Origin of the sequence: Ideonella sp., from assembly GCF_036277275.1 — a bacterium.
GTDB lineage: Bacteria > Pseudomonadota > Gammaproteobacteria > Burkholderiales > Burkholderiaceae_C > Ideonella.
Map to the genome: position 1 here is coordinate 1 of NZ_DASUNH010000021.1, position 17,485 is coordinate 17,485.

17 protein-coding genes are annotated in these 17,485 nt (G+C 68.2%); 13 read left to right on the forward strand and 4 right to left on the reverse strand.

Annotated elements, in window-relative coordinates; translation table 11 throughout:
• Positions 1 to 282 precede the first annotated feature (282 nt).
• From VFY73_RS04425 to VFY73_RS04440, 4 genes are all read left to right on the forward strand, one after another.
• Positions 283 to 1,281 (forward strand): ABC transporter permease, encoded by a 999-nt coding sequence (locus tag VFY73_RS04425; protein ID WP_329716705.1) that lies wholly within the window; start codon positions 283 to 285, stop codon positions 1,279 to 1,281.
• A 70-nt stretch (positions 1,282 to 1,351) separates the two neighbouring features.
• Entirely contained in the window at positions 1,352 to 2,323 is a 972-nt protein-coding gene (locus VFY73_RS04430; RefSeq protein WP_329716706.1) for a substrate-binding domain-containing protein, read from the forward strand.
• Between the two features lie 14 nt (positions 2,324 to 2,337).
• A complete protein-coding gene (locus VFY73_RS04435) occupies positions 2,338 to 3,363 on the forward strand; it encodes a sugar phosphate isomerase/epimerase (RefSeq protein ID WP_329716707.1) in 1,026 nt (341 codons plus the stop codon).
• Entirely contained in the window at positions 3,363 to 4,517 is a 1,155-nt protein-coding gene (locus tag VFY73_RS04440; RefSeq protein ID WP_329716708.1) for a Gfo/Idh/MocA family oxidoreductase, read from the forward strand. The genes VFY73_RS04435 and VFY73_RS04440 overlap by 1 nt, the downstream gene beginning before the upstream one ends.
• Positions 4,518 to 4,706: 189 nt before the next feature.
• Here the strand turns inward: VFY73_RS04440 and VFY73_RS04445 are convergent, their stop codons facing one another.
• On the reverse strand, positions 4,707 to 5,609 hold the full coding sequence (locus VFY73_RS04445) for a LysR family transcriptional regulator (protein ID WP_329716709.1): 903 nt from the start codon (positions 5,607 to 5,609) through the stop codon (positions 4,707 to 4,709).
• Between the two features lie 115 nt (positions 5,610 to 5,724).
• On the opposite strand from VFY73_RS04445, the gene VFY73_RS04450 reads away from it, so the two are divergent.
• Positions 5,725 to 6,363, forward strand: a complete 639-nt coding sequence (locus VFY73_RS04450; RefSeq protein ID WP_329716710.1) for an NAD(P)-dependent oxidoreductase — start codon at positions 5,725 to 5,727, stop codon at positions 6,361 to 6,363.
• Between the two features lie 47 nt (positions 6,364 to 6,410).
• Positions 6,411 to 7,535 (forward strand): hypothetical protein, encoded by a 1,125-nt coding sequence (locus VFY73_RS04455; protein WP_329716711.1) that lies wholly within the window; start codon positions 6,411 to 6,413, stop codon positions 7,533 to 7,535.
• Here the strand turns inward: VFY73_RS04455 and VFY73_RS04460 are convergent.
• Positions 7,516 to 8,478, reverse strand: coding sequence for a LysR family transcriptional regulator (locus tag VFY73_RS04460; RefSeq protein ID WP_329716712.1), 963 nt, complete (start codon positions 8,476 to 8,478; stop codon positions 7,516 to 7,518). The genes VFY73_RS04455 and VFY73_RS04460 overlap by 20 nt on opposite strands.
• An 85-nt stretch (positions 8,479 to 8,563) precedes the next feature.
• On the opposite strand from VFY73_RS04460, the gene hpaH reads away from it, so the two are divergent.
• The 7 genes from hpaH to VFY73_RS04495 all read left to right on the forward strand — a co-directional run bounded on the left by hpaH (position 8,564) and on the right by VFY73_RS04495 (position 15,755).
• A complete protein-coding gene (gene hpaH / locus VFY73_RS04465; protein ID WP_329716713.1) occupies positions 8,564 to 9,367 on the forward strand; it encodes a 2-oxo-hept-4-ene-1,7-dioate hydratase in 804 nt (267 codons plus the stop codon).
• A complete protein-coding gene (locus VFY73_RS04470) occupies positions 9,367 to 10,776 on the forward strand; it encodes an FAD-binding oxidoreductase (RefSeq protein WP_329716714.1) in 1,410 nt (469 codons plus the stop codon). The genes hpaH and VFY73_RS04470 overlap by 1 nt, the downstream gene beginning before the upstream one ends.
• Complete coding sequence (locus VFY73_RS04475) at positions 10,773 to 12,248, forward strand: aldehyde dehydrogenase family protein (protein ID WP_329716715.1); 1,476 nt, start codon at positions 10,773 to 10,775, stop codon at positions 12,246 to 12,248. The genes VFY73_RS04470 and VFY73_RS04475 overlap by 4 nt, the downstream gene beginning before the upstream one ends.
• A 16-nt stretch (positions 12,249 to 12,264) precedes the next feature.
• Complete coding sequence (locus VFY73_RS04480) at positions 12,265 to 13,128, forward strand: extradiol ring-cleavage dioxygenase (RefSeq protein WP_329716716.1); 864 nt, start codon at positions 12,265 to 12,267, stop codon at positions 13,126 to 13,128.
• Positions 13,129 to 13,541: 413 nt separating this feature from the next.
• Entirely contained in the window at positions 13,542 to 14,489 is a 948-nt protein-coding gene (locus tag VFY73_RS04485) for a fumarylacetoacetate hydrolase family protein (RefSeq protein ID WP_329716717.1), read from the forward strand.
• Positions 14,486 to 15,472 carry a 2-dehydropantoate 2-reductase gene (locus VFY73_RS04490; RefSeq protein WP_329716718.1) on the forward strand — a complete coding sequence of 329 codons (987 nt, stop codon included), beginning with the start codon at positions 14,486 to 14,488 and terminating at the stop codon, positions 15,470 to 15,472. Before VFY73_RS04485 ends, VFY73_RS04490 begins: the two co-directional genes overlap by 4 nt.
• A 79-nt stretch (positions 15,473 to 15,551) precedes the next feature.
• On the forward strand, positions 15,552 to 15,755 hold the full coding sequence (locus VFY73_RS04495; RefSeq protein ID WP_329716719.1) for a hypothetical protein: 204 nt from the start codon (positions 15,552 to 15,554) through the stop codon (positions 15,753 to 15,755).
• A 108-nt stretch (positions 15,756 to 15,863) separates the two neighbouring features.
• Here the strand turns inward: VFY73_RS04495 and VFY73_RS04500 are convergent, their stop codons facing one another.
• Positions 15,864 to 16,421, reverse strand: coding sequence for a hypothetical protein (locus VFY73_RS04500; RefSeq protein WP_329716720.1), 558 nt, complete (start codon positions 16,419 to 16,421; stop codon positions 15,864 to 15,866).
• A gap of 157 nt (positions 16,422 to 16,578) precedes the next feature.
• The gene (locus tag VFY73_RS04505) at positions 16,579 to 17,481 is read right to left on the reverse strand and encodes a YihY/virulence factor BrkB family protein (protein ID WP_329716721.1); all 903 of its coding nucleotides are present in this window, start codon (positions 17,479 to 17,481) and stop codon (positions 16,579 to 16,581) included.
• Positions 17,482 to 17,485 lie beyond the last annotated feature (4 nt).

Below are 17,485 nucleotides of genomic sequence, written 5' to 3' on the forward strand. Positions count from 1 at the left end.
GGCCTGCGCCCGGAGGCACCACCGCCACCCTGCAAGCACCGCCGGTGGTGTGCCACGCCTACGCATGCCACCCGGGTGCCATGGTGGGTGACTCGGGGGTGCGGGCGCAGGCCCCATTCGCGGCCGCCACAACCTTGGCAGGCGCATGCGGTGCCAACCGAGAGACAGCCGCGCGCTTCCCACGGTGCCCCGCGAGCGTGGGCCGGAGAACGCACCCCCGGGCTACCCGCCACGCTCCGCACTGGGCAGGTGGAATGAATTGGAGCAACTGAATTGGCTGTGATGCCTGCCACGAACACAGCCACTCGTGCCATCGACCGGTTGCGGCCGTGGGATCGCCTTCATGGGTACGGTCCCGTGCTCGGCCTGGTGCTGCTCTGCATCGCCGGCACGCTGCTGAACCCCGAGTTCGCGACGCTCGATAACGCGCTGAACGTGCTGACCCGCACTGCCTTCATCGGCATCATCGCAGTGGGCATGTGCTTCGTCATCGTCTCGGGCGGCATCGATTTGTCGGTCGGATCGATGGCCGCGCTGATCGCCGGCAGCGTGATCATGCTGATGAACGCACTGGCGCCGCGCGGTTGGCCACCGCTGGCCATCGTCGTGACCGGCATGGGCTTCGCAGTGCTGCTGGGCGCGGTGTTCGGTCTCGCACACGGCCTGTTGATCACCCGCGGCCGCATCGAGCCCTTCATCGTCACGTTGGGCACGCTTGGCATCTTCCGCGCCTGCCTGACCTACTTCGCCGACGGCGGCGCATTGACGCTGGACAACGCGCTGGCCGATGCCTACAGCCCTGTCTACTACGCCAGCCTGTTGGGCGTGCCGGTGCCGGTGTGGATTTTTGCGTTGGTAGCCGGCGCCGGCGGCTTGATCCTGAACCGCACCGCGTATGGCCGCTATGTGCAGGCGATCGGCTCGAACGAACAGGTGGCGCGCTACGCCGCGGTCAACGTCGACCGGGTGAAGGTGTTGACGTATGCACTGCTCGGCGTGTGCGTCGGCGTGGCCACGCTGCTGTATGTGCCCCGCCTCGGTTCGGCCTCGCCAACCACCGGGCTGCTGTGGGAGCTGGAGGCGATTGCCGCGGTGATCGTCGGCGGCACTGCATTGCGTGGAGGTGCCGGCAGCATCGCCGGCACGGTGGTCGGCGCGGTGCTGCTCTCGGTGATCAGCAACATCCTGAACCTCACCAACATCATCAGCGTCTACCTGAACGCCGCGGTGCAAGGCTTCGTGATCATCGCGGTGGCCTTCACGCAGCGCCGGCGGCCATGAGCACCATCCGCATTCCTCGCCGGCAGCGATGCACTGCCTTTTCACTGGTACTGACCCTTTGGAGACACCCATGAGCCTGACCCACCGTCGACTCGCCGTGGCCTTTGCCGCTGCCGCCGCCCTGAGCTTCTGCGTCGGGGCACGCGCGGCCGATGCGAAGGACGTCAACGTCGGCGTCGCCATCCCGGCGGCGACCCATGCGTTCACGGCCGGCATCGTCTTCTGGGCCAACCAGGCGAAGAAGGACCTCGAGGCCGCGCACCCGGGCCTGAAGGTGACGGTGAAAACGGCAAGTGGCGCGCCCGAGCAGGCCAACCAACTGCAGGACCTGGTGACCGCGACCAAGATCAACACGCTGGTGATCTTCCCGTTCGAATCGGCCGCGTTGACCAAGCCGGTGGCGCAGGTCAAGGCCAAGGGCATCTACGTGACGGTGGTCGATCGTGGCCTGACCGACACCAGCGCACAAGATGCTTACGTGTCGGGCGACAACACCGCGTTCGGCCGCATCCCGGGCGAGTACCTGGTCAAGGCACTCAACGGCAAGGGCAACATCGTGGCCCTGCGCGGCATCCCGACGACGATCGACAACGAGCGCATGGATGCGTTCAACGCGGTGCTGAAGAAGCACCCCGACATCAAGCTGCTCGATGCCAAGCACGGCAACTGGAACCGCGACGATGCGTTCAAGGTGATGCAGGACTTCCTGACCCGCTTCAAGCAGATCGACGCGGTCTGGGCGGCTGACGACGACATGGCGGTCGGCGTGCTGAAGGCCATCGAACAAGCCAAGCGGCAGGACATCAAGATCGTCTTCGGCGGCGCGGGCATGAAGAGCATGGTCAAGACGCTGATGGACGGTGCCAACCCGCTGATCCAGGCCAACGTGTCGTACTCGCCGAAGTTCATCTACGACGCGATCAAGCTCACCACGGAGGCGCGCTTGAAGGGCGAGAAGTTGCCGCCCAGCACCATCATCCCGTCGGTGTTGATCACCAAAGAGAACGCCAAGCAGTACTACTTCCCTGATTCGCCGTTCTGACCGGGACCGCACCCATGGCTCGCCCCATCACCCTGTTCACCGGCCAATGGGCCGACCTGCCCTTGACCCAACTCGTGCCGCTGGCCAAGCGCATGGGTTACGACGGCCTGGAACTGGCCTGCTGGGGCGACCATTTCAATGTGCAGGAGGCGCTGGCCTCACCGCGCTATGTGGCCGACAAGCGCGGGCTGTTGCGCGAGTACGGCATGGAGTGTTATGCGATCGGCAACCACCTGACTGGTCAGGCGGTGTGCGACCGCATCGACGAACGCCACCGGGCCATCTTGCCCGCGCACGTGTGGGGCGATGGTGACCCCGAAGGTGTGCGGCGGCGCGCCGCGCAGGAGATGAAAGACACCGCGCGCGCCGCGGCGCGCTTCGGCGCCAAGACGGTGACCGGCTTCACCGGATCGTCGATCTGGCATGCGGTGTACGCCTTTCCACCGACGCCGCAGAGTTACATCGACAAAGGCTTCGAAGACTTCGGTGTCCGCTGGACGCCGATCCTCGATGTCTTCGACGAGCGCTGCGTCAACTTCGCGCTCGAGGTGCACCCGACCGAGATCGCGTTCGACATCGCATCCGCCGAGCGCGCAATCGACGCGGTCAACGGTCATGCCCGTTTCGGCTTCAATTTCGACCCCAGCCACCTGGCCTACCAAGCGGTGGACTATGTCGGCTTCGTGCGTCGTTTCGGCGCGCGCATCTTCAACGCCCACATGAAAGACGTGTGGTGGAACAAGGGCGACGGCACGGTCGGCGTGTTCGGCGGCCACACGGCATTTGGCGACGCGCGTCGCCACTGGGACTTCCGCAGCGTCGGCCGCGGCATGATCGATTTCGAAGCCATCATCGTCGCGCTGAACGACATGGGCTACGCCGGCCCGTTGAGCGTGGAATGGGAAGACAGCCGCATGGACCGCGTGCACGGCGCGACCGAGAGTGCGGCCTTCTGCCGCAGGCTCGACTTCCCGCCGGCGGCCGGTGCCTTCGATGCGGCGTTCGAGAACAAGTCGCCGCAGGGCGGCATGGCGGGTTGATGCCCGGCCGCACGCTCCGCTGCGCGATGGTCGGCGGTGGCCGCGACGCCTTCATCGGCGCGGTGCACCGGCAGGCGATGGCGCTGGACGGCGAGATCCGGTTGGTCGCCGGCGCCTTGTCGTCGCATCCGGACAAGGCGTTGGCCTCGGGCCGCGACCTCGGCCTGGCCCCCGAGCGCATCCATGCCGATTGGCGCGCCCTGCTGCAGCACGAGCTGAGCCTGCCGCGCGACCAACGCATCGACTTCGTCAGCATCGTCACACCGAACCATGTGCACCACGCGGTGGCCAAGGCCTTTGCCGAAGCCGGCATCCATGTGGTTTGCGACAAACCGCTGGTGCACACCGGTCCGCAGGCGGATGAGCTGGTGCGCATCACCCGCGAACGCGGCATCGTCTTCGGCGTGACCTACAACTACATCGGCTACCCGATGGTGCAGCAAGCGCGCGAGATGCTGCGCGCTGGCGCGATCGGCACGCTGCGCAAGGTGGTGGTCGAGTACCACCAGGGCTGGCTGGCGAAAGGGCTCGAAGCGGGCGTCAACAAGCAGGCCGATTGGCGCATGGACCCGGCGCAGAATGGCATCGCCGGCGCGATGGGCGACATCGGCTCGCACGCCGAGAACCTGATCACGACGGTCACCGGGCTGGAGCTCGAAAGCTTGTGTGCCGACCTGACAGCCTTCGTGCACGGCCGGCTGCTCGACGACGATGCGAGCTTGCTGCTGCGCTTTCGCGGTGGCGCGCGCGGGGTGCTGCTGGCCTCGCAGGTGGCGGCCGGTTGCGAGAACGACCTGCGACTGCGCGTGTTCGGCAGCGAAGGCACGCTCGACTGGCGGCAGGAAGAGCCGAACACGCTGGTGCATGCGCCGCTGAACGGCCCGCGCCAGCTGCTGACGCGCGGCTCGCCGTGGCTTGGCCCCTCGGCCCGCCAGGCCACACGGCTGCCGGCGGGCCACCCCGAGGCCTTTATCGAGGCCTTTGCCAATGTCTACCGCGGCGTCGCGGCCGATGTGCGGGCGCGCGAGGCAGGCCAGCTGCCAACGGCTCCGGGCCGCTATGCCACGGTGGAAGATGGCGCACGCGGCGTGCGCTTCATCGAGGCAACGGTCGCTTCGGCGCGCAGCACGCAGAAATGGACGGCGTTTGCGTAGCGGGGCTTCGACGGGCTCAGCCCAAACGGTATAGGTGATGGCCGGAGAGGGCTGAGAGGCCTCCCACCGGGCCCCGAGCGCGCGCAGCGCCGCTCGCTCCAAGTGGCGTGCGCGGATCCGGCTTCGCCGGTCCGCTGCGCGAGCCCCCTTTTGGGGGGCAGGCCCCGGAAGGGGCCGTGGGGGCCCCATTCAACGCGGCCAGCGGTCACGGTAGAAGTCGACGAACGCACGTGCCGCCGCACTGATGTGGCGACCCGGCGGGAAGACCGCGAATACGCCACCCGACGGCAGGCGCCAATCAGGCAGTAGACGCTGCAGCCGGCCCTCGTCAATGTCGGCCTGCACGCTCAGCCGGTCCATCACGCTGACGCCGGCGCCGTTGAGCAGCAGCGCGCGCAAGGCGGTGGCCGAGTCGGTCTGCAGCCGCGCATTCATGCGCACGCTGCGGGTGTGGCCGTTGCGGGCGGTGAAGGCCCAGGTCAGCGGTGTCGGAAGCAGTGTGAGCGCGACCCAGGCGTGCTGGGCCAGCTCGTCCGGGTGCTTGGGCACGCCGGCGCGCTGCAGGTAGCCGGGCGCGGCGACCGCGTACTGCTCGAAGTCGGCCAGCCTAACCGCGCGCAGCGATGAATCGCGCAGCCAGCCCATGCGGAATGCCAGGTCGATGCCTTCGGCCAGCATGTCACTGACCCGGTCGCTGGCGTGCAGCGTGATGCGCAGCGCCGGGTGCAGTGCGGCGAACTCGGCCACGGCGGCGCCCATGTGCTGCGCCGCATGATCGACTGCCGTGGTGATGCGCAGCGTACCGCTGACCTCGGCACTGCTGTGCGCCGCGCGCGCCACCGCGTCGCCCAGGCCAGCCAGCAGCGGCGCGGCGTCGTCGAGCAATTGCTGGCCTGCGTCGGTCAGCCGCACCTGGCGGGTGGTGCGTGTGAACAGCGCCGTGCCGAGGGCGCGCTCCAGCCGCTGCACGTCCAGGCTCACTCGGGCCTTGCTGACGCCCAGGCGGTCGGCAGCTGCGGTGAAACCGCCGCACTGCGCCACCGCGACGAAGGCACCAAGCCGGTTCAGGTCGTTCGGGTGGTCGCGGGTCATGGCGCCGATTGTCAATCAGGAAAGGACAGTGTGTCGTGACTGTGGCCGTTTATCGAAACGACGAATCGGCCCATCATCCCTGGCCATCACCACCGGCATTCGAGAAAGACACACCATGAAGATTGCACTGATCGGCGCGAGCGGGTTCATCGGCTCGGGCCTGCGTGAAGAAGCCTTGTCGCGTGGCCACCAGGTCACGGCGCTGGTGTCCAACCCGGCCAAGCTGGCCACCGCGCCGAACCTGAACGTGAAGGCTGTCGACGTCAATGACAGCGCGGCGCTGGCCACCGCGCTGGCGGGCCATGACGTGGTCATCAGCGCCTTCAGCGGACATGCGCAAAGGGACGTGCGCGAAGCCTATGGCCGCGGCATGCGCTCGATCATCGCGGCGGCCAAGCAGGCCGCGGTGCCGCGCCTGCTGGTCGTCGGCGGCGCCGGCAGCCTGGAGGTGGCACCGGGCAAGCAACTGGTCGACAGCCCCGAGTTCCCGGCCGAGTACAAGGGCTCGGCAGAGGGCGCACGGGATGCGCTGCACTGGCTGCGCGACGAGCCGACGCTGGACTGGACGATGCTGAGTCCGTCGATGATGATCCTGCCCGGCCCGCGCACGGGGCAGTTCCGCCTCGGCGGCAACCAGCTGCTTTTCAGCGCCGATGGCAAGAGCGAGATCTCCGTGGCCGACTACGCGGTCGCGATGCTGGACGAGGCCGAGCGCGGCGCCCACCGCCGGCAACGTTTCACGGTCGGCTATTGACCCACCGCAGCGGTGCCGTGGCAGTGCGGCGATACTTGCCAGCTGCCATGCCGCCGCCCATCAACACCCAACTCGTCGACCCTCAACGACGTGCGCTTCTTGCCTCAGCGCTGGTCACCGGCTCCCTGCTCGCCTGGCCCGGCCTGGGCCGAGCCGCCAGCGAACCGCCGGATTCGGCAGATGCACCGCTCGACGGCGACGCGGCGTCACGCCTCGTCCCGATCGATTGGGACTGGGTCGACACCGAGCGCCAGCGCAAGGTGCCGGTGCGGCTGTACTGGCCGCAACGCGTGGCCAACGCGGGCGCCGCAACGGTGCCGCTGGTGGTCTTTTCACATGGCATCGGCGGCTCGCGCCTCGGCTACAGCTATTTCGGCCGCCACCTCGCCAGCCTGGGCTGGGCCAGCCTGCATGTGCAGCATGTGGGCAGCGACCGCACCCTGTGGTTCGGCAACCCGTTCAGCCTGATCGGCAGGTTGCACGCAGCGGCACAGGAATCCGAGGCCATCCACCGCGTGCGCGACTTGCGCTTCGCGCTGGACCGCCTGCTCGATCCGGCCTTGCAGCATCCGCTGGCCGGCCGTCCGGCCGAAGCGGTGGACCCACGGCGCATCGTCGCGGCCGGGCACTCGTATGGCGCCAACACCACCTTGCTGGCCGTCGGTGCGCGCGTGGCGCGTGGCCAGCAGGTCTACGACTTCCACGACCCGCGTTTCGGCGCTGCGATCCTGATGTCGACGCCGCCGTTCTATGGCGAGCGTGATCTGGCTGGCATCCTGGCGCCGGTGAAGTTGCCCACCTTGCACATCACGTCGAACGACGACCTGATCCTGATCCCGGGCTACCGCTCGGGCCTGGAGGACCGGCTGGCGGTGTACGACGCAATGCCCGATGCGCGCAAGGCGCTGGTCGTCTTCAGCCAGGGACCGCACAACATCTTCACCGACCGCACGGTGACCGGCGGCTACGAGCTGAACCAGCAGGTCAAGGGTGCGACCAAGTCACTGGCCGCCGCCTTCCTGCGTCACCAGTTCGAGCGCGACGAAGCCGCGCTGCCCGGGTGGCGCGAGCACTGGCGCACCATCGTCGCGCGCTCGGCCGGCCTGCTCGGCCCCATGCCAGCGCCGGCAGTCACGCTGACGACACGGGCCGTCAACGCCGACGCGGCCTGATCTTCGGCGGGTTCGACGCGATCGGCGCCTCGCGCGCCGCCTGCCACGCGCGCAGCCAATCCGCCAGGAATTCGGCAAAGCCTTCGGCCGCCGGTGGGATCGTGCGCTGCGCAGGCCGGTACAGGCAGACCTGGCGCATCACTTCGGGCGCCTGCACGCGCCGCATCACCAGCCCCAATGGCTCTGCCAACGCGGCCACATACGCGGGCGAGAGCGTCAGCGCCAAGCCCTGTGCGGCCAGGCCGAGCGCGGTCGTGATGTTGTCGACCACCTCGACAGGCACGATGCGCGTGCCCTCGGGCTGCTCGGCGCGCATCTGCGCCACGCTGCGCTCGTGGTCGCGGCCGGCGGCCACCAGCGGCTGGTCACGCAAGTCGCGCCAGCGCAGGCTGGGTTTCGCGGCAAGCGGGTGGTCGGCGGGGCACCACAGCACCCAAGGGCTGTCGAGCAAGGCGGTGCGCGTCACGTCGGCGCCGGTCGTGCGATCGGGGCCCAGGCCGAGGTCAGCGTCGCCGGTTGCCACTGCGTCGACCAACTGCTCGACCGCCGCATCGCGGATGCGCACGACGACCTTGGGCCGCTCGGCGCGGTAGGCCTTCATGGCCGCCGGCAGCACCACGCAGGCCAGGGCCTGGGTGGTCGCCACACGCACGACGCCCGCGGCGCGGTTGCGCACGTCGGCCGCGGCGGTGTCGGCGCGGCGCAGGTGATCCAGCGCGGTGTGCGCCGGGCCGAGAAAGTCGCGCCCGGCCGACGAGACGGCGACCTTGCGCGTGCTGCGATCGAACAGCCGGAAGCCGACCGCGGTCTCCAACTCGGCGACCAGCTGGCTGACGGCCGAAGGCGTCAGTGCCAGCCGCTGGCCGGCAGCGCTGAAGCTGCGCAGCTCGGCCACCGTGACGAAGGCTTCGAGCTGGCGAGGGCTGAAGCGTGGCAGGGGCATGGTGATTCGATTGATTAGCTCAGCTTGAATATAGGTCAGTATTCATCGCTTGTCGTTGCGAACCAGCCCGCCGACACTGCGCCGCATGCTGAGCCCCGACATCCACCGCCAACTGGCGCGCGAGCTGCATGAAGCCGAGCGCACACGCGCGGCCCTCCCGCAGTTCAGCCGCCGCTTCGCAGGGCTGGAGATCACCGACAGCTACGCCATCCAGCGCGAGTGGATGGCGTTGAAGCGGGCCGAAGGCCGGCGCGTCGTCGGCCACAAGATCGGCCTGACCTCGCGGGCGATGCAGATCGCCTCGCAGATCACCGAGCCCGACTATGGCGCGCTGCTCGACGACATGGTGTTCCACAGCGGCGTTGAGCTCGAAGCCGCGCGCTTCCTGGTGCCGCGGCTGGAGGTCGAGCTGGCCTTCGTGCTGGCGCGGCCGCTGAAAGGCCCGAACGTGACGCTGGCCGACGTGCTGGGCGCGACCGACCATGTGATGCCGGCACTGGAGCTGATCGACGCCCGCATCGAACAGCTCTGCCGTGAGACCAAGGTGCCGCGCAAGGTCACCGACACGATCGCCGACAACGCGGCCGGCGCCGGCATCGTGCTGGGTGGTCGCGCGGTCAAGCCCGACGCGGTGGATTTGCGCTGGTGCGGCGGATTGCTGATCAGGAACGGCGTGGTCGAGGAATCGGGCCTGGCCGCGGCGGTGCTGAACCATCCCGGCAACGGCGTGGCGTGGCTGGCCAACAAGCTGGCGCTGCACGGCGAAGGGCTGGCTGCCGGCGAGATCGTGCTCGGCGGCTCGTTCACGCGCCCGGTGGCTTGCGCGGCCGGCGACGTGTTCGAGGCCGACTACGGCCGGCTCGGCGTCATCCACGTCCGGTTCGCGTGATGGACCCGACGGACCTGACGACCCTGCGCGCCGCGTTCGCCGGCCGGCTGCACACCGACCCGGCCGAGATGGCGCCGTTCCTGACCGATTGGCGCCGCAAGTGGACCGGCCAGGCGCTCGCGGTGGCGCAGCCCGACACGACCGAGGCTGTCGCGGCGGTACTGCGTTGGTGTCATGCGAACCGCGTGCCGGTGGTGCCGCAAGGCGGCAACACGGGTTTGTCCGGCGGTGCGACGCCGGATGCATCGGGCCAGGCGCTGGTGTTGTCGCTGACCCGCCTGAAACGCATCCGCTCGGTCGACCCGGTCAACCAGACGATCGAGGCCGAGGCCGGCGTGACGCTGCAGCAATTGCAGGACGCGGCACGCGAGGCCGGGCGCCTGTTCCCCTTGAGCCTGGCGGCGCAGGGCAGTTGCACGATCGGCGGCAACTTGGCGACGAACGCCGGTGGTGTGCAGGTGCTGCGTTATGGCAACGCCCGGGAGTTGTGCCTCGGGCTGGAGGTGGTGACGCCCGATGGCCAGGTCTGGAACGGGTTGCGCAGCCTGCGCAAGGACAACACCGGCTACGACCTGCGCGACCTTTACATCGGCAGCGAAGGCACGCTGGGCGTGATCACCGCGGCGGTGTTGAAGCTGTTTCCGCTGCCCGCAGCGCAACTGGCGGCCTTCGTCGCGGTGCCGTCGCCGCAGGCGGCCACCGAGTTGCTGCAGCTGGCGCAAGCCCGGCTGGGTGCCGGCCTGACCGCGTTCGAGCTGATGGGCGATGCCTGCATCGCGCTGGTCGAAAAACACGTGCCGGCCGCGCGGCTGCCGCTGGCCGATCGTTCGCCCTGGTACGTGTTGATCGAGCTGAGCGACACGCAGGACGAGGCCCACGCCAATGGCGCGCTCGAAGGCCTGCTGGAAGTGGCGATCGAGCAAGGCTGCGCGACCGACGCCGCGGTGTCCACGAGCCTGGCGCAGTTCCGCGCGCTGTGGGCGCTGAGGGAGGACATCTCCGAGTCGCAAGGTGCGGAAGGCAAGACGATCAAGCACGACATCGCGCTGCCGATCTCGCGCATCGCCGGCTTCGTCGAAGCCATCACCGCCGCGGTGACACGCTCGTTCCCTGGCCTGCGATCCATTTGCTTCGGCCACCTGGGCGACGGCAACCTGCACTACAACTTCTCGCCTGCCATCGGTCAGCCCGAAGCCGAGTTCGTCGCCCTCGAAGGGCCGCTGAACCGCCTGGTGCACGATGCGGTGTCGGCGGCCGGTGGCTCGATCTCGGCCGAGCATGGGCTGGGTGTGCTGCGCCGTGATGAAGCGGCGCGCTACAAGTCACCGATCGAACTCCAGCTGATGCGCGCCATCAAGGCCGCGCTCGACCCATTGAACCTGATGAACCCCGGAAAGGTCCTGCCTTGACTTCCCCACTGCTCGACGTGGCTGGCGTGGCCGTGTCGCCCGACCACTACATCGATGGTCGCCGTGTCGTGTCGGCCGCCAGTTTTGCGCTGCAATCGCCGATCGACCAGCGCCTGCTCGGCCACGTGGGCGAAGCCTCGGCCGGCGATGTCGACGTGGCCATCCGTGCGGCTGCGGCCGCCTTTCCCAAGTGGGCCAGGCTGAGCGCCGCCGAACGCCTGCCGCTGCTCGACCGGTTTGCCGAGGAGATCGGCAAACGCGCCGACGACTTCTGCACTGTCGAGAGCAACGACGCCGGCGTGCTGCTCTCGCGCATGCGCCATGGCGTGGTGCCACGCGCGATGCTGAACATCCGCTGGTTCGCCGAGCATGCGTTGACCCTGCAGGACCGCACGATCGCGACCGAACAGGCGACGCACCACATTCGCCACGATCCGGCCGGTGTGGTCGCGGTCATCACGCCATGGAACGCGCCGCTGATGCTGGCGACCTGGAAGATCGGCCCGGCGCTCGCCGCCGGCAACACCGTGATCCTGAAAGCGCCGGAGTGGGCACCGTTGACCTCGTCGCTGCTCGCCGATTGCGCCGCGGCGGCCGGCCTGCCGCCGGGCGTGTTCAACCTGCTGCAAGGCACGGGGGCGAACACGGGCGCGGCGCTGGTCAGCGACCCACGGCTGGCGCGCATCTCGTTCACCGGCTCGGTGCCGACCGCGAAGTGGATTGCGCAGGCCGCTGGCGCCAACCTCGTGCCCTGCAGCCTGGAGCTCGGCGGCAAGAGCCCGTTCATCGTGCTGGAAGATGCCGACATCGACAACGCCGCGGCGACCGGTGCGCTGATGTACCGCAACGCGGGTCAGGTCTGCCTGGCAGGCACACGCCTGCTGGTGCATGAAAAGATCGCCGACCGCTACATCGAGGCGCTGCGCGACTACGTGGCCCGGCTGAAGGTGGGTGACCCGCGCGACGAGGCGACCGAGGTCGGGCCCATCGTCCACCCACGCCAGGTCGAACGGGTGATGGACTTCATCAACCGCGCGCTGATCGGTGGCGCGCAGCTGCTGTGGGGCGGCAAGCCACACCCCTTCGGCGCGCAGTACGTCCAGCCGACGATGCTGACGAACCTGAGGCAGAACGACGAGATCGTGCAGACAGAGGTCTTCGGCCCGGTGCTGACGCTGCAGACCTTTGCCAACGACGACGAGGCGATCGCGCTCGCCAACGGCACCGACTACGGCCTGGGGGGCGTCTGTTATGGCGAGACCGCGCATGCCACCGCGGTGGCCGAACAGGTGCGTACGGGCTTCATCTGGGTCAACAGCTTCGGCATCCGCGACCTGGCCGCGCCGTTCGGCGGCGTCAAGCGCTCCGGCATTGGCCGCGAAGGCGGCGACTGGAGTTTTGATTTCTTCTGCGACGTGAAGGACGTGGTCGTGCCGGCCAAGCCCTTCCGCGCCAGCTTCAGCCAGCGCTGATCGGGGATCACGGACGATGGGACGGATTGTTGGCGCCGCGCTGGTCTCGCACCACCCGGGCCTGATGCAATGCGAAGAGTTTCGCCGCCTGATGGGCGCGGGCGAGGATTCGGATCTGATCGCCGGCTACGCGAGGATGCGCGACAGGATCGGCGCGGCGAAGCCGGATGTGGTGGTCGTCTTCGACTCGCACTGGTTCACCACCGGCTACCACCTGATCGATGCCGGGGCGCGCTACCAGGGCATGTACGTTTCCGACGAGATGCCGTGGTACCTGCATGGCGTGCCGTACGACTACCGCGGTCACCCGGAGTTCGCGCGCAGCATCGAGGCGGTCGCGCGCGAGCGCAAGGTGCAAAGCCGTGCGATCGAGCACCCGGACTTGGGCCGTCACTACGCGACGATCAACGTCGTCAAGCAATTGCGACTCGAAGGCACGCCGATCGTCTCGGTCAGCTCATGCCAGAACTGCGAGCCGCATCACTTCGTGCAATCGGGCGAGGTGATCGGCGAGGCAATCCGCCGCAGCGACCTGCGCGTGCTGCTGCTGGCCTCGGGCGCTCTGAGCCACAAGTTCAACAACATCGACTGGACACCGAAGCACCCGCGCATCTTTCACGAGAGCAATGTGGCGCGGTCGGAGAACGTTGCCAGCGACAAGCGCGCGATCGAGTTGTTCACCGAAGGTCGTCATGACCTGGTGCTCGATGGATGGGACAGCGACTACCGCAAGCTGCCGTGGGAGGCGTTTGGTGCGCACTACCTTCAGATGGTGGGGGCGATGGGTGGACGCAACTGTCGGGCGCGTGGCGTGGCGTTGTCGGCGTATGAGAACGCACGGGGGACAGGCAACGTTCATATGTGGTTCGATGCCGAATGAATGCAATGCATGCCGAGGTGGCGGCGGGGGCCGGCGGGCCGGGCCATCTTCGGCGGTCCGCTCGCGGGGAGCCGGGTTGCGCATGCGGCGGGCTCTCGGTCGGCCACGTGCTCTCGTGCGGCGGTTGGGGCGACCGCGAATGAAGACCGCCGAACCTGTCCCGATCCACCGACCCCAGGCACACCCATGGCATGCAACGCCGTGCCATGCCCAAGACGGTGCCTGCAGGGTGGCGGTGGTGTCCCCGGGCGCAGGCCTCATTCGCGGTCGCCCCAACGTGTCTGGTGCACACACGGTGTTGATGCGGATGTACGTGGCGTGCCTCGACAGCCGCCCGCGAGCCGGCCGGAGGACGGGGGCGCCGCCGTCACCCTGCCGCCACGACCTCCGCAGTCATCCCAATTGATCTCCCTATGAACTTCGAATTCCCCCTCCAAGACCTGCCCGCCGTGATGCGTGGCCCCCGCATCGAACGCCGCCGCGTGATGATCGGCGGCAGCCCCTTCTGGGGCACGATGCAAGACGACGGCCAATTGCGGCTGGACGATGGCCGCTGCGTTGACCCCAACGTGCTCACGCACCTGCCGCCAGTCAACCCGAGCAAGATCATCGCGGTGCACATCTCGTACCGCTCGCGCAGCATCGAGACGCGCAACCAGCCGAAGCCGACCGAAACGCCGACCTACTTCACCAAGCCAACGACCGCACTCAACGGCCATGGCGGCCAGATCCTCAAGCCCGACGATTGCCAGTACCTCAACTACGAAGGCGAGTACGCCGTGGTCATCGGCCGCACCGCGCGCAACGTGACGCCCGACGACGCCTGGGATTGCATCGAAGGCTTCTGCTGCGCACTCGACATGGGCTTGCAAGACTTTCGCGACACCGACCAGGGCTCGATGCTGCGGGTGAAGGGCGCCGACACGCTGCTGCCCATCGGGCCGGGCATCGTGCGCGGCGTGAACCTGTTCGAGCAGACGTTGCGCACCTATCGCAACGGCCGTGTCGTGCAAGAGGCCCACATCGGCGACGAGACGATCTGGGGCCCGCACTATGTGATTGCCGACATCGGGCGCCACATCACGCTGCTGCCGGGTGACGTGATTCTGATGGGCACGCCATGTCACTCGCGCTCGGTCGACCCCGGCGACGTGGTGGAATGCGAGATCACCGGCATCGGCCGCCTGGCAGGCACGGTCACAGCCGTGCCCGCGCCGCGCGCATCGGTGCTGGGTGTGGGCGCGCCGCCGACCGACAGCCCCGAGGTCCGGCGCGTGGCGCTGGGTTTCGACGAACGGGTGCCCGATCATCTGAAGAACAACTACCGCGCGGCCGCGCAAGCCGTGCCCTCCAAGACATGAAGGTTTGCATCATCGGCGCCGGCTCGATCGGCGGTCTCATCGGCGCGAAGCTCGCGCTGGCGAAACAGGCCCAGGTCAGTGCGCTGGCCCGCAACTCGACACTGCATTCGCTGCGCGAGCGCGGCTGGCAGCTGCGGCAGAACGGGCAGTTGCTGCAGGCACCAGCCGTGGCCAGCGACGATGCGGCGGCGTTGGGCCCGCAAGACCTGGTGGTGATCGCCGTCAAGGGGCCGGCATTGACGGCAGCGGCGCGTGGCATGGCGCCGCTGCTGGGGCCGAAGACGCGTGTGCTGCCGGCGATGAATGGCGTACCCTGGTGGTTCTGCCAGGGCCAGCCCGGCTTCGACGACGCACCGCTGCAAACCGTCGATCCCGGCGGCGAGATCAGCGCCGCGATCGCGCGCGGGCGGGTCATCGGTTGCGTGGTCCACATCGCTGCGTCGAGCCCGCAGCCCGGCTTGGTGCAGCACGGCTTCGGCCAGGGGTTGATCATTGGCGAGGCCGCCGGCGGCCGCAGCGCCGAGGTCCACGCGGTGGCCGATCTGTTCACCGGTGCCGGCTTCGAGGTCACGCACTCGGACAACATCCGGCGCGACATCTGGTTCAAGCTCTGGGGCAACCTGACGATGAACCCGGTCTCGGCGATCACCGGTGCTACCGTCGATCGCGTGCTCGGTGATCCGTTGGTGCGGGCCTTCTGTACCGCGGCGATGACCGAGGCGGCTGAGGTGGGCGCGCGCATCGGCTGCCCGGTCGATCAGTCACCCGAAGACCGACACGCCATCACCACCAAGCTCGGTGCGTTCAAGACCTCGATGCTGCAAGATGTGGAGGCGGGCCGACCGATCGAGCTGGACGGCATCGTCGGCGCGGTGCGCGAGATCGCGCAGCGGGTGGGCCTGGTGACCCCGAACATCGACGCGCTGCTCGGCCTGGCGCGCCTGTTCGCCCGTGTCCATGACCTCTACCCCGAGGCCGACTGAGTTCAGTGGGCCGGCTTGACGGTGCAGTCCGGTGGCCAGGCCTCGGTGCTGCCCGGCTGCAGCTCGCCCAAGAACGACGATGGGGCGAACGGCCGAAGCCCCGATCAAACCCATTGGTGGCGGCCCTGGAAGTCAACATCTGCCGGACGGTGAGGTCGACCTGGTGGGCGAGCTGGCGGTCGAATCGATGGCCCGGTTCAACGAGCACCGAGACACCCTCGCCAAGCTCGATGGCGTCGCTGGCGTGACGACGATGCCGGTGCTGCGCGTCGAAGCGACGTAAGAAGCACGCTCGGCAACGCCGCGGCGGCCCGAAAGCAAAGCGCGCGACCCACAGGCCGCGCGCTTCGTCGTTGCGTCAGAAGAGGCCGCGAGGCCCCTCGTCCGGTGCCTACCAACGCTCGTGGTAGCGCGCCTTGGCAGACGCCACGCAGACGTCCTTCTTGTCGCCCGACAGCGTGTCGCAGCGCTCGATCGCCAGCTTGTAGTCGGCCTTCATGTGCGCGACCTCGGCGTCGTCTACCGCGGACGCGACCTTCTTGTTCAGCTTCGCATCGGCCTTGGCCTTGTCGCGTGCGGTCTTGGCCTCGCGTTGGCACAGGTCCTTCGGCTCGCCGGCGAGGTCATCGCACTTCTCGTTGGCCACGTCATAGCGGGCGTCGTAGACGGCCTCGTTGAGCTTCAACTGCTCCTTGGCGTCGCCGGAGTAGTTGTAGTCCAGCCAGGCCAAGGCGATCTTTTCCTTGCCCTTGACGTCGGCCACGCAGATGTCCTTCGCGTTGCCGGACATCTTGTCGCAGGCTTCCTTGCTGGCCTTGTACTGCGCCTTCACGTCGTCGCGGGCAGCGTCGAGCACGGGCTTCGAATAGTTGCTGGCCTGGGCCATGCCGCACACCAGGGCGGCGGTCAGGGCGAGCAGTGCATGGGTGGCATGCTGGGTGCGCGTCATAGAAAATCTCCTTATCGAGTCGGTTTGATCGCCGGATGGCAAAGGTGGTTGACGTGCCGCCTGTGGGGCGCTGTTGCGCTGGCGGGTGCTTTGCATCGTGCTCAATGCCGATGCTCGGCGACAGCAGAAGTGACCGCGGCTTGCTGTAGGCCCGGGCCTACAGGGCGGCCGGTGCTGCGCCCGTGTCGGCGATGTCCTTCATCGAGCCGAAGCGGCGCGCATAGGCCCAGGTCAGTTCGGCACCCATCAGGAAGATCTGCGCCGAGTAGTACACCCAGACCATCAGCACCACCACCGAAGCCGCGGCGCCGAAGGCCGTGGTGACGCCGCTCTTGCCGATGTAGTAGCCGATGGCGGATTTGCCGAGGCTGAACAGCAAGGCGGTGACGATGGCGCCTATCCACACGTCCTGCCAGCGCACCTTGGCCGCTGGGACCCACTTGTAGAGCACCGCGAACATCACGGTGACAAGGCCGAAGCTGATCGAGAAGTCGGCCACCTTGCCGAGCAACACCGCCTGGCCCCAGTAGGGCGCCCACCAGTCGCTCAGTGCCGACATGGCGGCGTTGAACACCAGCGACACCATCGACAGGAAGCCCAGGCACAAGATGATGCCCAGCGACAGCAAGCGGGTGCGGACCATCGTCCACAGGCCACGCTTGGCTTGTTCGACAGGCGTGCCGCGCCAGATGCGGTTCAGCGCGTCCTGCAACTCGGCGAACACCGTGGTGGCACCGATCACCAGCGCGGCGATGCTCGCCCCAGTGGCCCATGGGTTGCTGCGTTGGTAGTTGACGGCCGTCAGCATGCCTTCGACCGCCTGCGCCCCTTCGGCGCCCAGCAGATCCGACAGCTGACCCATGATTTCACCGCGCGCGGCCTGCTCGCCGAACACCAGGCCGGCCACGGCGATCACGATCAGCAGCAGCGGCGTGATGGAGAACAGCGTGTAATAGGCCAGCGCCGCGCCCATGCTGGGCGCGTCGTCGTCGGACCAGCCCTTGGCCGCCTGCCGGATCAAGCCCAGCAGCTCGCGAGGATGCAAGGCCGGCCAGACCATCGCA